This is a genomic window from Photorhabdus khanii NC19, assembly GCF_000517265.1.
Classification (GTDB): domain Bacteria; phylum Pseudomonadota; class Gammaproteobacteria; order Enterobacterales; family Enterobacteriaceae; genus Photorhabdus; species Photorhabdus khanii.
On sequence record NZ_AYSJ01000017.1, the window covers coordinates 374383 to 390651 of the forward strand.

Genomic DNA, 16269 nt, shown 5'->3' on the forward strand with positions numbered 1-16269 from the left:
CGCTTTGTACAATTCGTTAACAAAAGCTTACTTATTCTGTTTCCATACAGCGGGAGATGAATAGTTATTGCTTACTTATTAGCAATTAAGCGTTCAGATTATCATCGATAATATCAAGTATCATTGTGGCTGAAATTCTGATTAAGTAAAGAATGCGATCAGTAAAGGGGCCAGTAAGCTCAACAAAAAACCGTGAACAATAGCTGCCGGAACAATACTGACTCCACCACATCGTTGTAATATCGGCAGAGTGAAATCCATAGAAGTCGCACCGCTTAACCCTATTGCGCTTGAACGATACCGATTGACCAGAACCGGAATAAGCATAATTGCTGCAAGTTCACGCGCCAGATCATTAAAGAACGCGGCACTGCCGATGACGGGGCCGTAAGCATCGGAAAGTAAGATACCAGAGAGAGAATACCAGCCGTAGCCGGAAGCCAACGCTAAACCAGTTTTCACTGGCAGCCCAAGAATAAGCGCTGCAACCACACCGCCGGCGAGCGCACTGACCGCAACAACAAGCGCAATAGTTGTACCCCGGCGGTTTAGTAATATCTGTTTCAGGTTCATACCGCCGTTACGTAATTGAATGCCTACCAATAACAGCAAAACAACCAGAGCAATTTCACTGGCAAGACTGGCGAAATGTAACCATGACCAGCCAGTAAGCCCAAGTAGGAAACCTAAAATCAGGACACCACATAATTTCAGTGATTCAAAAATCATATGTAAACGGGAAGGGGGTTTTTCCTGTTTATGCGAGTTAGTAATCCAAGGATCGCGTTTTTCCAGCAGGAATAATGCCAGCATATTGGCTGCGAAAATACATAAGAAAAATACAGTGGCATATTGAAAAATAGAGAAGAGGTTACGGCTTAAATCTTCCAGTAAAGCTAAACTTATTCCCATTAAAAACAGAATGACATAGACCATCGCATTAAGGAGACGATGAACAGCATTTAACCCTGTTTGATTATTCAAACGGATAAGATAACCCAGAGTTAACGGCAAAAGAATGATCAGCAGCCCAGAATACATAATTAACATCCTTTAAAACGGTTAACGTCTTTATTTATCCAAATTTCGTATAAAAATTAGCCTTAAAGGCCACGAAAATAAAGATAACAATTTTTTTACATTAAGAGAATAGCCAGGATAGGGTGAGGTATGTTGTTGCTCAAAGAATTTTTTATTCTTAAGGTGGGTGAACTTTCAGTGGGTATAAAAATCGAATGGGGACTACATCTTTCTGGGATTGAGTGGAAATTTCTGGTTATTCGTGGCATTACAGGAAACATTGTTTTTTATCATTCCTTTTATCCAATGTTTAAGATGGTGATATTTAAATGAATTTTATTCGTTCGAAACGTCGATGGGTGGGGTTGTTAGCTATTGTGGCAGTTATCGTATTGCTTCTGGGGTATTTTCTGCATGGGCCAGAAACGGTTAAATATCAGACTGTATCTGTTATTAAAGGCGATTTGGAGAAAAATGTCCTGGCCACAGGGAAGCTGGATGCTGTCAGAAAAGTAGATGTAGGGGCGCAGGTTAGTGGTCAATTGCAAAACTTGTATGTTGAAGTGGGTGATAAGGTGACAAAAGGCCAATTATTGGCATTAATCGATCCTAAGCCTGCTCAAAACCAAGTAAAAGAAGTTGAAGCGACAATTAAAGAATTAAGCGCTAATCTGATGGAGGCCAGAGCACAATTGAAACTGGCGCAGCTTACATTACAACGTCAGAATAATCTGGCAAAAGTGCAGGCAGTTTCTCACCAGGAATTGGATCAGGTTAAAACGGATGTTGAAGTGAAAAGAGCGAGGGTAGAAACTTTGTTGGCGCAAATCAGTAAAAATCAGGCCAGCCTTGATACTGCCCGGGCTAATTTACAATATACCCGTATTACCGCACCGATGGATGGCATTGTTGTCAATATTAAAACACTTCAGGGGCAAACGGTCATTGCGGCACAGGAAGCCCCGACTATTCTGACATTGGCTGATCTTGGCACGATGCTGGTAAAAGCAGAAGTTTCAGAGGCGGATGTGATTGACCTGAAACCCGGTCAGAAAGCTTCTTTTACCGTATTAGGCGCACCTGATAAAAATTTCACTGGTGTGTTGAAAGATATCTTGCCGACGCCAGAAAAGATTAATGATGCAATTTTCTTTTATGCCCGTTTTGAGGTGCCTAACCCTAAGCAACTTTTGCGTTTACAAATGACGGCTCAAGTAAAAGTCCAGCTCGATTCCCATCGTGGCGTGTTAATGCTCCCGCTTTCTGCTCTGGGTAAACAGATTACCCCAACCCGCTATGAGGTGGATATCCTGAAGGGGGGGAAAGAAGAGAAACAGGAAGTGGTTATTGGTGTGCGTAATGATGTGAATGTACAGATTTTGTCCGGTTTGAAAGAACATGAGCAGGTGATTACCGGTCGTGGTGAAACAGGGGATGAGTAATGAATGCGTTACTTGAGCTGAGAGGCATAGAACGCAGCTATTCCGCTGGCGAGCAACAGATAAAAGTACTTGATGATGTCACCTTGTCTATTCACTCCGGTGAGATGGTTGCGATTATCGGTGCTTCCGGGTCTGGTAAATCGACACTGATGAATATCCTTGGCTGTCTTGATAAACCCAGTCGTGGTGAATACCGGGTCGCGGGGCAGAATGTTGCTGAACTGAATAATGATGAACTGGCGGCACTGAGACGGGAGCATTTTGGGTTTATTTTTCAGCGTTATCATTTGCTGACCCATTTGACTGCTGAACAGAATGTAGAAATTCCTGCGATTTACGCTGGGGCGGCTAAAACTGTACGCAGACAGAGAGCAATAGCGTTGCTTGGTCGTCTGGGGCTTGACGAGAGAGTCAACTATCGGCCAGGGCAGCTCTCTGGTGGACAGCAGCAGAGGGTCAGTATCGCCAGGGCGTTGATGAATGGTGGACAGGTTATTTTGGCTGATGAGCCAACAGGGGCGCTGGATAGCCATTCTGGTGAAGAGGTGATGGCTATCCTCAAACAACTGTGTGAACAGGGGCATACCGTTATTATTGTCACGCATGATCCAAAAATCGCGGCGCAGGCACAGCGGATTATTGAGATCAAAGACGGTCACATTATGAATGACTCTGGCTCGCAACTGAGTAAAACCGTGACGGAAGCCCCACTGATAACATCAAAAATATCATCAATACGTCAGATTTTTGGCCGATTTAATGAAGCTTTATTGATGGCATGGCGGGCGATGGTCGTCAACAAGATGCGGACTTTGTTGACGATGTTAGGGATTATTATTGGTATCGCGTCTGTAGTGACTATTTTGGTTATTGGCGATGCCGCCAAGGCATTGGTGTTATCCGATATTAAAGAGATTGCAACAAATACCATTAGTATTTATCCGGGAGCAGATTTTGGCAGCGACGATCCGGTCAGTAAGCAAGCGCTGAAAATCGCGGATGTAGACGCTATTAGAGCACAACCCTATATTCTGGCGGTTTCACCGGATATTGAGGGAGGGACGCGCCTTCGTAAAGGAAACATTGATGTTGCTGCGAGAGTCTCCGGCATTGGTGATGAATATTTTCAGGTTTATGCTTTGTACTTTGCTCAGGGAATGAGTTTTACATCGGATATGGTACGCCGTCAGGGGCAAGTTGTGGTTATTGATAAAAATACCCAGCGTAAATTATTTCCTCATCAAAAAAATGTGATTGGTGAAGTCATTCTAATGGGTAATATGCCTGCCACTATTGTCGGGGTGATAGCTGAAAGAAAATCGGCATTAGGCAGTGATAGTTCATTACATGTCTGGTTACCTTATAGCACGATGACCAGTCGCCTGCTCAACCGGAATTATCTGGATTCAATTGTTGTCAGAATCAAGGATGGTCACAGCTCTAAGGAAGTAGAACAGAAGATTGTTCGATTGCTGACTTTACGCCACGGGAAAAAGGATATTTTCACCTATAACACGGATATGCTGATAAAAACGGTGGAAAAAACGACCCGTACTTTACAGCTGTTTTTGACAATGGTGGCGGTAATCTCACTGATCGTTGGTGGTATCGGGGTCATGAATATTATGTTGGTTTCGGTGACTGAACGCACGAGAGAGATTGGCATCCGTATGGCCGTAGGGGCCAGAACCAGCGATGTTATGCAGCAGTTTCTGATAGAAGCTATTTTGGTTTGTCTGGTAGGCGGTGTTTTGGGAATAGCACTGTCTTATACGATTGCATTTATTGCTCAACTGGCACTGCCTGGCTGGAGTTTTGTTTTCCAGCCAGTGGCTTTACTTAGTGCTTTCGCCTGTTCTACCGCAATTGGTGTGATATTTGGATTTTTACCGGCCCGTAATGCTGCCCGTCTTGATCCGATAGACGCTTTGGCGAGAGAATAGAAAGTGGAAGTCATGTCACACCGCAGGCAAAATTGCCTGCGGTGTGTAAAGGTAACACCTGGTTATTACCCATAGGTCAGGTTATCTGGCCTTTGGGATTGTTTTCAAGAGGAACAATAATGCTGGCATGATTTCCCTTTGGGCCTTGATGAACGCTGAAATGCACCTTCTGGCCTGCTTTCAGCGTCCGGTAACCATCCATCTGAATGGTTGAGTAATGAACAAATATATCTTCTCCGCCGCTTGCCGGACAAATAAACCCAAAGCCCTTAGTATTATTGAACCACTTAACAGTACCTGTCTCCATACTTTTACATCCCTCGTTTAATCATGTCGGTTGAGATGAGTCGTTAATATAACATTCGTAAACAATTACATGTAACCAGTTACATTATCTATGTTTGTTCACAAAACATACTGTAGTGAAAATCAAATTCTCGTCAAGCACAGAACAAATGTCTGGTTGTTTTGAATGACTAAAGTTTGATATAGATAACGATATGAGTTTCGTTCATTCACTTTTATACCGGGGTTTTATAGGGGAATAACCTGTGGTAAACGGAGTTGCCCAGATAATGATAAGATAAATGGGAACGTAATTTATTTGCTGGCAGTGGCTGGTATTAGCGATTAATCCTGTTGGAAAAACAATGAGCGAGTATCATAATAGTTTGAAAAGTAAAGAATTGGTTAAGGATGAGCAACAGCAAAAATTGCAACCGCCATCAATGTATCAGGTCATTCTTAACAATGATGATTACACTCCGATGGAGTTTGTAGTTGACGTATTACGAAAGTTCTTTTCTTATGATGTTGAACGGGCAACGCAATTAATGTTGGATGTCCATTATCAGGGTAAAGCTATTTGTGGGGTTTATACCGCAGAGGTGGCAGAAACTAAAGCGGCTCAGGTAAACATGTATGCCAGGGAGCACGGGCATCCATTACTTTGTACGCTGGAAAAAATCTGACCAAGTATACTGATTTTAGGGGGAGGTGCCTATGCTCAATCAAGAGCTTGAACTTAGTCTTAATATTGCCTTTGCTAAAGCGCGGGATAACAGACACGAGTTTATGACCGTGGAGCACCTATTGCTGGCATTGTTAAGCAATTCATCAGCGCGTGAAGCATTGGAAGCGTGCAAGGTCGATCTGGCTCAATTGCGTAAGGAGCTAGAGAATTTTATTTTACAAACAACACCGTTGCTGCCTGAGAATGATGAACGGGAGACTCAGCCAACTTTGAGCTTCCAACGAGTTCTTCAGCGCGCGGTATTTCATGTTCAGTCCTCTGGGCGTTCAGAAGTTTCCGGTGCTAATGTGTTGGTGGCTATCTTCAGCGAACAGGAGTCTCAGGCTGCTTATTTGCTGCGTAAACATGATGTTAGTCGTTTGGATGTGGTTAATTTTATTTCTCATGGAACGCAGAAAGAAGACAGTGAATCGGATCATCAGGGGATAGGTGCTCAATCTGCGGAAGAACAGCCTGTTGGTGAAGATCGGTTGGAGAATTTTACAACTAATCTTAATCAACTTGCTCAAAGAGGGCAGATTGATCCATTGATTGGCCGCCAGGATGAGCTGGAAAGAACGATTCAGGTACTGTGCCGTCGCCGGAAAAATAACCCACTATTGGTAGGGGAATCGGGGGTAGGTAAAACAGCTATTGCAGAAGGGTTGGCATGGCGGATTGTACAAAAAGACGTACCGGAAGTGATGGCTAACTGTACGATTTATTCACTGGATATTGGTTCATTGCTGGCAGGAACTAAATATCGCGGTGATTTTGAGAAACGCTTCAAAGCCTTGTTAAAAAACCTTGAGCAGGATAGAAAAAGTATTCTATTCATCGATGAGATCCATACCATTATCGGTGCTGGTGCGGCGTCAGGGGGGCAGGTCGATGCGGCTAATCTGATCAAACCTCTGTTATCCAGTGGGCGTATCAGGGTGATTGGTTCTACGACATATCATGAGTTCAGTAATATTTTTGAAAAAGACCGGGCGCTGGCTCGTCGTTTTCAGAAGATTGATATTGTTGAGCCTTCACCAGAAGAGACGGTACAGATTATTAAAGGGTTGCGGCCAAAATATGAGGCACACCATGATGTACGCTATACCACGAAAGCTATCCGCGCTGCGGTTGATTTATCAGTGAAATATATTACCGATCGTCACTTACCAGACAAGGCCATTGATGTTATTGATGAAGCGGGGGCGCGCACTCGTTTGGTGCCGATCAGCCGGCGTAAGAAAACGATCAATGTGTCGGATATTGAATTTATTGTTGCGCGTATTGCACGTATTCCTGAAAAAACAGTTTCGGCCAGTGATAAGGATGTATTGAAGACGTTGGATGATCGGCTGAAGATGTTGGTATTTGGTCAGGATACAGCGATTGCAGCATTAACCGAAGCAATCAAGATGAGTCGTGCGGGATTAGGGCAGGATAATAAACCAGTGGGTTCTTTCCTGCTTGCCGGCCCGACAGGGGTGGGTAAAACAGAAGTCACTATACAGCTTGCCAGGGCACTGAATATCAAGTTATTGCGCTTTGATATGTCGGAATATATGGAGCGCCACACCGTTAGTCGCTTGATTGGTGCGCCACCGGGATATGTTGGTTTTGATCAGGGGGGATTGCTCACGGATGCGGTGATTAAACATCCTCATTCAGTGTTGCTGCTTGATGAGATTGAAAAAGCACATCCAGATGTCTTTAACCTGTTATTGCAAGTCATGGATAACGGTACTCTGACCGATAACAACGGCCGTAAAGCGGATTTCCGTAACGTTATTGTCGTTATGACAACGAATGCTGGCGTACGTGAAACTCAGCGCACATCCATTGGATTTAAGCAGCAGGATAACAGCTCTGATGCGATGGAAGAGATTAAGAAGGTGTTTACACCGGAATTCCGTAACCGCCTTGATGGTATCATCTGGTTTAATGCGCTTTCTATTGAAGTTATTCAACAGGTAGTCGATAAGTTCATTGTCGCACTGCAAGCACAATTGGATGAAAAAGGCGTTTCACTGGAGGTCAGTGCGGATGCCCGTCAATGGTTATGTGATAAAGGCTATGACAAAGCGATGGGTGCCCGCCCAATGGCGCGGGTTATTCAGGATAGCCTGAAAAAACCGCTGGCCAATGAACTGTTGTTTGGCTCATTAGTTCACGGTGGCTCGGTTAGCATTGATTTGGATAAGATAAAACGGGTACTGACTTACGATTTCAGCAATGCTTATAAGCAGAAACCGGAAGGTGTAGTACACTGACTATAGGGTCACACCACAGGTGAATACAAAGTTGCTATTACCTGTGGTGTAATACCTGAAAACGGTAATGAATCAGCGGCTACGGAAGACGATACGGCCTTTGCTCAGGTCATATGGGGTCAGCTCAACTGTAACCTTGTCGCCTGTCAGGATGCGGATGTAATTTTTACGCATTTTACCGGAGATGTGAGCAGTGACTACGTGCCCGTTTTCTAATTCAACGCGGAACATAGTATTTGGCAGCGTGTCCAGCACGGTACCTTGCATTTCAATATTGTCTTCTTTGGCCATCTAATCCTCTAAGTTTAATAACCATCGTTTTTAACCGGCAAGATAATGCCGAAAAACCCTCATTATGTAAAGGAATGTTGTCTTTTAAACCACTATATTTGCAAATAACTCATGGTTGCATTCCCGCCATAATCAACATTGGTTGGTAAAATGTTGATTATAATTCCAGTACTTGTTGTAACCAGCAGCCAGGTTTTAATGACCGGTTTCTGAATTGATAAAGATACTGAATAAACTCTTTCCTGGATATTTCCTTTGCTCCCAGTGAAGCAGTGTGATGATTTAGCACCTGGCAATCAAGCAGTTCACCACCGTATCGCAGAAAATGGTGATAGAAAGCAACGAAAGCGCATTTGGATGCATTCTCCATTCGGCTGAACATAGATTCACCGCAAAATAAAGTGCCAACGCTGACGCCATACAGGCCGCCGACAATATGTTCACCATACCAGACCTCTACCGAATGCGCCTTTCCTGTCTGGTGTAACTCCTGATAACCTTGTTGGATATCCCTGCCTATCCAGGTTCCTTCTTGCCGTTGAGCGCAGTAATGAATCACCTGTTCAAAAGCGTGATTCACCGTAATGCGGTATGGATGATTGCGCAGAAACCGGCGTAATGTCCGGCCAGTATGCAATTCACCTGGCATGATTATCGCACGTGGATCAGGTGACCACCAAAGCGGTATTTCACTTGGTAAAAACCAGGGGAAAATTCCTTGATGATAAGCTGCGCTTAACCGCTCAGGGGATAAATCTCCGCCCACTGCCAGCAGGCCGTTCGGCTCCATTAATGCCTCTGCTGGGTGAGGGAAGTCATATGGATCATCATCCAGTTGAATTATTGGCATGGTGTATTACAGCTCCGATTCAGGACGAATCTGATATTGCCGCTGATAAAACTGATAATAGCGGCTTTGTCGAGCCAGTAACTCATTATGCTGGCCTTGTTCAATAATGGTGCCTTCATCCATGACATAAATACGGTCCATATGGTCAAGACCGTACAGACGGTGGGTAACAATAATCAATGTCTTATGCTGGCAACGTTGGCGTAGTAAGGAGAGAATTTGTTGTTCAGTATCCGCATCAAGCCCTTCCGTTGGTTCATCTAGTAACATGAGTGGCGCTGAATGCAGTAACGCTCTGGCAATGCCCAGACGGCGCTGTTCACCGCCGGATAACTGACGTCCACCTTCGCCCATCCAGCAGTTAAGCCCCTCATCCGTTTCCAGCAGATTGCTTAAACCTACCTGTTTCAGTACAGTTTTCAGCTCATTATCGGCGGCGTTTGGTTTTGCCAATAATAAATTTTCACGCAACGTATGGCTGAATACATGAACACGTTGTGGAACAACCGATATCATACTGCGTAGAGCCAGTTCGTCATAAACAGTAATAGGATACTGGTTTAGACAGATAGTGCCTGAATCAGCATCCCAGGCGCGGGTTAGTAACTGTAGCAACGTAGATTTACCACAACCTGTTTTTCCTAACAGAGCGATATGTTCTCCTGTTTTCAAACAGAGAGAAATATTTTTCAGGACAGGTAATGGCTGACCGGGGTAAGTGAAACTGAGATTTTTAATGTTAATACTGACTTGCTCTGAACTTTCCGGCCCTGATGCCGGGAAAGTCACTTCCGGTTCTTGTTGCATCAATTGGGAAACGTGGGTTGCAGAGGTAATGACTTGTCCCAGATGTTGGAATGCAACCGCGACAGGACCTAGGGTTTCAAAAGCAGCAAGCGAACAGAAGACAAACAGAGCAATCAAAGCGCCTGGCTGACTATTATCTCCCACACCATTAGCGGCTATCCACAGGATTAATGTGACGGTCATACCGGTGGCAAAAATCATAATTGCCTGTGACAAGCCGGTCAGATTAGTTTGCTGTTGTTGACGCTTTAGCCAACGTGATTCAACATCCGCCATCGATTCCCGGAAGCGGCCAAGAGCACCGAATACCATCAATTCGGCTTGCCCCTGCAATATTGCCATGAGTTGGGTGCGGTATTGACCACGCAGAATGGTCAGATCGCGACCGATGTGTTTACCTGCGTGATAAAATACAAATGGCAGCAGGATCAGCAGAGTTAGCATAATACTGCCAAGGGTATAGGCCAATGTGAGATCCAGAAAACCGAGGCCGAAAGTGAGGACGATGATAACGACAACGGCTGCGAATATCGGTGAAATTACCCGTAAATAGAGGTGGTCCAACGTTTCAACATCAGCAACTAACCGGTTGAGTAATTCACCCTGGCGAAAACGGGCAATTCCTCCCGGTGAAAGTGGCAAAATTTTCTGAAAGGCAAATACCCGCAAATGTGCCAGTACACGAAAAGTTGCATCATGGCTGACCAGCCGTTCAGCATAGCGTCCGGCAGTACGAAGAATAGCGGCGCCACGGACACCTGCGGCCGGTAGCATATAGTTGAATGTATTAAGTCCGGCAAAACCTGCCAGCGCGGTGCCGGCAAGGAACCAACCAGACAGCGTCAGTAAGCCTATGCTGGCGAGTAACGTAACAATCACCAGAACCATACCTAAACTGATAAGAAACCAATGGCGGCGATAGAGCGCCAGAAAAGGAAGCAATACCCGCATAACTAAAGCTCCTCACTCCGATAAGATAACAGACGGGCGAATGCTCCCTGAGATTGGCTCAGTGTTTGGTAATCTCCCTGTTCAATGATTAACCCCTTTTCCATAACCCAGATCTGATCATATTCCAGCGTTTCTTCCAATTGGTGGGTAACTAACAGGGTCGTCTGATGATGAGATACCTGATTTAGTGTTTGCATAACCCGTTGTTCGCTATGAGCATCCAGGCTGGCGGCAGGCTCATCCAGTAATAATAATTGGCAAGGTTTCAATAAGGCGCGGGCAACAGCGAGACGCTGGGCCTGACCAACCGATAGCCGTGCTGCATTATCACCAATGATGGTATTCAGCCCATCAGGTAAATCATTAACAAATTCGGTGACGTATGCCTGTTCCATAACCTGATGGATTTGTTGTTGATTCGCATCCGGTTGGTTCAGGCGAAGATTATCAAGCAAAGTTTGCTCAGGCAGGTGTGGATTTTGCCCAACCCAGCTCAGTTGATCACGCCATTTCTGTGGATCTAACTCACGCAGCTCAGTGCCATTGATTTGTATTGAGCCACGATAGGGCAGGAACCCTAACAATAAATTCAAGAGTGAGCTTTTACCTGCTCCGCTTTGTCCAACTAATGCGACCCGTTGATTTTTCTCTATAGTAAAATTCAGCGGGCCAGCCAGCAGGTTGCCATCGTGAGCCAGAATTTCCAGATTATTAGCGATTATCGTCGGCGAACTTTGGCTACTTAGCGTCTTATCGCCACTCGCAGGTGCATGTTCACCCTCACTGTTTAGCAAAGTCACCAATGATTCGGCGGCGCCAATCGCCTGTGCTTTGGCGTGATAATAAGTACCAAGATCACGCAGTGGTTGGAAAAATTCCGGGGCGAGGATTAATACCAGAAAACCAGCAAACAGGGTCACGCCCATACCGTAACTGCCAAAATTAAGCTCACCTAAATAGGCGAAACCAAAATAGACGGCAACGACGGCAATAGAAATAGCAGCAAAGAATTCCAGCACCGCTGAAGAGAGGAACGCCATTCTCAGAACTTCCATTGTTTTGCGGCGGAAATCCTCAGTGGATTCGCTGACTTGTTGTACTTCTGCCTTGCCACGATAAAACAGGCGCAACGTTTCCAGCCCGCGCAGACGATCAAGGAAATTACCGCTCAACCGCCCCAAAGCAACAAAGTTTCGCCGGTTGGCATCTGCGGCGCCTAAACCAACCAGTGCCATAAACAGGGGAATAAGCGGAGCAGTCGCGACCAAAATCAGCGCGGCAGCCCAGTTAACAGGAAATAGGGTGATCAGGATAAGAATAGGAATCATTACGGCGAGATACATCTGTGGCAGATAGCGAGAGTAGTAATCCTGCATATCCTCTATCTGCTCAAGAATAATCGTGGCCCAGCTACCTGCCGGTTTGCCCTTAACCCATATTGGGCCAAGTTGTTCAAGCTTATCCAATACCATCGCGCGGATTTTCTGGCGCACGATTTTGCCACAAATAAAACCGATCCGTTCCCGGATAACACTGATTATTGCCCGCAGAGCGAAAGTTGTCGTCAGCATCCAGAATTTATCCATGATGTACTCGCGGGGAATGTTATCCATGATTAAAGCTTGCAGAATTGAGGCCAGTAACCAGGCTTGAGTGATAATCAACAAACCACTGATTAAGCCAAATAGCATGGACAGGCGGAGCCAGCGCCGGGCCGGAGCACTTTGCTGCTTCAACCAGCGAACCAATTCATACTGTCTTGTTTTGTCCATAGGAAAAATTCTGATTATCAAAAAGGCTGGACTAGTGTCAGCATCCTGCCGATATGTTACATGCGAAAAGACGCTACCGAAATAGCGTCTTGAAAGAAAAAGAGTTTATTTCGCTGCCAGCCCATCCAGAAAACGTTCTGCATCAAGGGCTGCCATACAACCTGTACCAGCGGATGTAATTGCCTGGCGGTAGGTGTGGTCCATTACATCACCGGCGGCGAATACACCGGGAATTGAGGTTTGAGTAGCGTTACCTTGTAAACCGGACTGAACTTTAATGTAACCATTCTCCAGTTCCAATTGTCCTGCAAAGATAGCGGTGTTAGGAGTATGGCCGATAGCAATGAATGCACCAGTAATAGCTAATTCTTCTGTTGTGCCGCTGTGGGTATCGCGCAGACGGACACCCGTAACCCCCATCTCATCACCGAGCACTTCATCCAGAGTACGATTAGTGTGCAGAATGATATTGCCGTTTTTAACTTTATCCATCAGACGGCCAATCAGGATTTTTTCTGAACGGAATGTATCACGGCGATGAATCAGGTGAACTTCTGCTGCAATATTTGCCAGATATAAAGCCTCTTCTACAGCGGTATTACCGCCGCCGACAACGGCAACTTTCTGGTTACGATAAAAGAAGCCATCACAGGTTGCACAGGCTGAAATACCCCGGCCTTTGAATGCATCTTCGGAAGGCAGACCCAAATAACGTGCAGAAGCGCCTGTTGCGATAATCAGTGCGTCACAGGTATATTCTTGTTCATCACCATAAAGACGGAAAGGACGGTTTTGCAGGTCAACTTTTTGAATATGATCAAAAATAATTTTGGTCTGGAATTTTTCAGCATGTTGGTGCATACGTTCCATTAACCCTGGGCCGGTCAGACCTTCAGGATCACCGGGCCAGTTTTCGACTTCCGTGGTTGTAGTCAACTGACCGCCTTTTTCAACTCCGGTAATAAGAACCGGATTTAAATTTGCTCGGGCTGCATAAACTGCGGCCGTATAGCCTGCCGGGCCGGAGCCAAGAATAATGAGTTTATGGTGTTTGGCGGTGCTCATGAATACCTCATTTCCATTTATCGCATATCGTATATTGAGCGATTGTAGGAGAAATAGGAGGGTAAAAAAAGCTAAAAGACTCATGTTACTAACGATTTTACCGATAGATATTAACTGGCAATGACTTTAACCTGAGAAAAGCGTTCTTTTAGTACTGTTTGGTGTTCATTTGCTCATTTTTAATCAATGGTGAGCTATCGAAACGATTAACTGAAAATTTGTTCCACAGGTTGTTCTGATTTTTGTTCATTTACTTTGACAATCGGCTGTGCATTTGCGAAAACATCACTGTAAGAGATAATTATCCACCTCGCTAAATTCGTTTCTATAAAAATCGACAAATCGATATGCGGATAATCTTCTCTGTGCAGCACGAAGAAAATGGCCTGTGAGCTGCTTTACTCTGAATAGAGCGAGGCTCTAACTTTAAAAGACATCTTTTCCAGCTCAGACTCAAGAGAGATAGGGGAAAATGTTATGGGTGTAGGAAAATAAAGAGAGATCAAAAGATGATAGATAATAAAAAACGTCCGGGAAAAGATCTTGATCGTATAGATCGTAATATCCTCAATGAATTGCAGAAAGATGGTCGAATTTCTAACGTAGAACTGTCTAAACGGGTAGGATTGTCGCCGACTCCTTGTTTGGAGCGTGTGCGTCGCCTGGAGCGTCAAGGGTTTATTACTGGCTACACCGCATTGTTGAATCCTCATTACCTGGATGCGTCGTTGCTGGTGTTTGTTGAAATCACCCTAAACCGTGGGGCACCAGATGTTTTTGAACAATTCAATGCTGCTGTGCAGAAATTGGAAGAGATTCAGGAATGTCATTTGGTTTCCGGTGATTTCGATTACTTATTGAAAACCCGCGTACCAGATATGTCAGCGTATCGTAAGTTATTGGGCGAAACTTTGCTGCGTCTGCCAGGTGTTAATGACACTCGCACATATGTTGTGATGGAAGAAGTGAAGCAGAGTAACCGTTTGGTCATTAAGACTCGCTGAAATCTTGTCAAAAAAAATGTACAGGTGCAAAACTGGAAGAACTTAGGTACACTCCTGTTTATGCATACAGTTTCAACGCTGAGCTATCTCGGCGTTGTTCCGTTAAATCAACAGGAAACCTGGAGAGCCTTTCTTGAGCCAGGAATATACAGAAGATAAAAATATTAGGTTGAAGAGACTGAGTAGTGGGCGCAGGCTGTTGGAAGCTGTGTTGCTTGTCATTGTTATCCTAGCGGCTTATCTGATGGTCGCACTTGTCAGTTTTAACCCTTCTGATCCCAGCTGGTCTCAGACTGCGTGGCATGAACCGGTCCATAATTTGGGTGGTGGTGTTGGTGCATGGTTGGCCGATACGCTGTTTTCTGCATTCGGTATACTGGCTTATGCCATCCCACCACTAATGATATTGGGTTGCTGGACTGCTTTCAGACAACATGATGACAGAGAATATGTCGATTTTTTTGTGCTTGCTTTGCGCGTTATTGGTGCATTGGCAATTGTCCTGACTTCATGTGGATTAGCCGCGCTGAATGTTGATGATCTCCATTACTTTGCTTCTGGCGGTATTATTGGCAGTCTGTTTGGCAGTGCCATGTTGCCCTGGTTTAGTGAATTGGGCGCGACTCTGGTCTTACTGTGTGTTTGGGCAATTGGGTTTACGTTATTTACGGGTTGGTCATGGTTGACGATTGCTGAAAAAACCGGGGCAGTGATTCTGGGAGCGATAGGATTTATTACCAACCGCAGCCGTCATGAGCAAGAATATACTTCATATGATGAAACGGCTATTGAGCTGGAGAGTTCCACCAATGGTAAAACAGAACCCGAATTTACAGCGGTTGATCATGATGATGTGTTGTTTACGGCACCTTCAGCCGCGGAATTGGCAAAAGCTGAACTGGATGAACCAGAATCAGTGAAAGCAGAAGCTGAAGGAAAACAGCAATCTGATATTCCAACCATTAATATGGCTGATATTGACGCTGAACCTGAAATTCAGGTCAGTATATCTGATGACACTTTATGGTCTCAGTCATTAACAGAAGAACATGAAAAAAACAGTGACAAACCTGTTCGTTACCTGTTTGAAATTCCTTCTGAATATAATTTTAAACCTGAATCTGAACTTGCTGTTGAAACGGCTCCAATATTTGAGTTAGCTGGCAACGGGCAAAACAGCAGTGATACCTTCACTTTCACGCCTGAAACAGAGCCAAAAGATATTGCGGCAGCAGCTTCTGCAACGGTTATCACAGGCAATTCTCAGGTGAAACGGGGGATCGGGCCAGAACTGCCCCGTCCTAACCCAGTCCGTTTGCCAACCCGCCGTGAACTGTATGGCATCAAAGTTCCTTCACAGCGTCTTGCAGAACAGCAACAGCGTGAAGAAGAGGCCAGACAACAGATAGATAGTTGTGATGATACTGAGTCTGATAAACAGCAGGAAGAGCTGTTGCGCCAGCAGTTTCTTGAACAGCAGCATGAGCGTTACCGTATCACTGCGGATATCGAAGAGCAGGCCCAAACTCAGCCTCAGATAGTACAGAATCAACCGGAACCGGAAAATCAACTTCCAGTGGAAGAACCGGTTCAGACAGAGGTTGTTAAACAGGCGGTTGCGTCGTGGCAACGTGAGCGTTATCAAGTGCAGGATTACCAGCAGGAAAAAGAACTCTCTACTCTGGAAAGTTTATCGATCTTGAATAACTTCTCACCGGTTGACGATTTAGTTGCAAAAGAGCCGGCAGAGCCGCTGTTTACGCCTTCTGTTCAATCAGTGCCGGAAAGTTTATCAGAACAGCCCACAGAAATTGCTTTTACACCAGCGTCTGTACACAATGTTGT

Annotated in this window: 13 protein-coding genes (1 of these 13 only partly in view); 6 read left to right on the forward strand and 7 right to left on the reverse strand. The window is 45.0% G+C overall.

The genetic code is table 11. The features are described from left to right. Positions 1–141: 141 nt before the first annotated feature. Positions 142–1041, reverse strand: a complete 900-nt coding sequence (locus PTE_RS22445) for a LysO family transporter (protein ID WP_036850944.1) — start codon at positions 1039–1041, stop codon at positions 142–144. 308 nt (positions 1042–1349) lie between these two features. Here PTE_RS22445 and macA point away from each other — a divergent pair, with 308 nt between their 5' ends. After that, a complete protein-coding gene (macA, locus tag PTE_RS22455) occupies positions 1350–2462 on the forward strand; it encodes a macrolide transporter subunit MacA (protein WP_036850949.1) in 1113 nt (370 codons plus the stop codon). Further along, entirely contained in the window at positions 2462–4405 is a 1944-nt protein-coding gene (macB, locus tag PTE_RS22460; RefSeq protein WP_036850951.1) for a macrolide ABC transporter ATP-binding protein/permease MacB, read from the forward strand. Before macA ends, macB begins: the two co-directional genes overlap by 1 nt. 76 nt (positions 4406–4481) lie before the next feature. Here macB and cspD read toward each other — a convergent pair whose 3' ends face one another. Continuing rightward, complete coding sequence (gene cspD / locus PTE_RS22465) at positions 4482–4712, reverse strand: cold shock-like protein CspD (RefSeq protein ID WP_036850954.1); 231 nt, start codon at positions 4710–4712, stop codon at positions 4482–4484. A gap of 343 nt (positions 4713–5055) precedes the next feature. Here cspD and clpS point away from each other — a divergent pair, with 343 nt between their 5' ends. Together clpS and clpA are read left to right on the forward strand one after the other, a co-directional pair. Next, positions 5056–5376, forward strand: coding sequence for an ATP-dependent Clp protease adapter ClpS (gene clpS / locus PTE_RS22470; RefSeq protein ID WP_036850957.1), 321 nt, complete (start codon positions 5056–5058; stop codon positions 5374–5376). Positions 5377–5407: 31 nt separating this feature from the next. Next, the gene (gene clpA, locus PTE_RS22475; protein ID WP_036850960.1) at positions 5408–7684 is read left to right on the forward strand and encodes an ATP-dependent Clp protease ATP-binding subunit ClpA; all 2277 of its coding nucleotides are present in this window, start codon (positions 5408–5410) and stop codon (positions 7682–7684) included. Positions 7685–7756: 72 nt separating this feature from the next. Here clpA and infA read toward each other — a convergent pair whose 3' ends face one another. The 5 genes from infA to trxB form a co-directional block, all read right to left on the reverse strand. After that, positions 7757–7975 (reverse strand): translation initiation factor IF-1, encoded by a 219-nt coding sequence (gene infA / locus PTE_RS22480; RefSeq protein ID WP_002211347.1) that lies wholly within the window; start codon positions 7973–7975, stop codon positions 7757–7759. Positions 7976–8132: 157 nt separating this feature from the next. Continuing rightward, positions 8133–8825 (reverse strand): leucyl/phenylalanyl-tRNA--protein transferase, encoded by a 693-nt coding sequence (aat, locus tag PTE_RS22485; protein WP_036850962.1) that lies wholly within the window; start codon positions 8823–8825, stop codon positions 8133–8135. A gap of 6 nt (positions 8826–8831) precedes the next feature. After that, complete coding sequence (gene cydC / locus PTE_RS22490; RefSeq protein WP_036850964.1) at positions 8832–10583, reverse strand: heme ABC transporter ATP-binding protein/permease CydC; 1752 nt, start codon at positions 10581–10583, stop codon at positions 8832–8834. Positions 10584–10585: 2 nt separating this feature from the next. After that, entirely contained in the window at positions 10586–12355 is a 1770-nt protein-coding gene (cydD, locus tag PTE_RS22495; RefSeq protein ID WP_036850966.1) for a heme ABC transporter permease/ATP-binding protein CydD, read from the reverse strand. A 105-nt stretch (positions 12356–12460) separates the two neighbouring features. Beyond that, positions 12461–13420, reverse strand: a complete 960-nt coding sequence (gene trxB / locus PTE_RS22500; protein WP_036850968.1) for a thioredoxin-disulfide reductase — start codon at positions 13418–13420, stop codon at positions 12461–12463. A 509-nt stretch (positions 13421–13929) separates the two neighbouring features. Here trxB and lrp point away from each other — a divergent pair. Together lrp and PTE_RS22510 are read left to right on the forward strand one after the other, a co-directional pair. Next, the gene (gene lrp / locus PTE_RS22505; RefSeq protein ID WP_011145896.1) at positions 13930–14424 is read left to right on the forward strand and encodes a leucine-responsive transcriptional regulator Lrp; all 495 of its coding nucleotides are present in this window, start codon (positions 13930–13932) and stop codon (positions 14422–14424) included. 133 nt (positions 14425–14557) lie between these two features. Then, positions 14558–16269, forward strand: the 5' portion of a protein-coding gene (locus PTE_RS22510; protein WP_036850970.1) for a DNA translocase FtsK 4TM domain-containing protein. It continues 1549 nt past the right edge of the window; the window shows 1712 of its 3261 coding nt (coding positions 1–1712); it begins with the start codon at positions 14558–14560; its stop codon lies beyond the right edge, outside the window.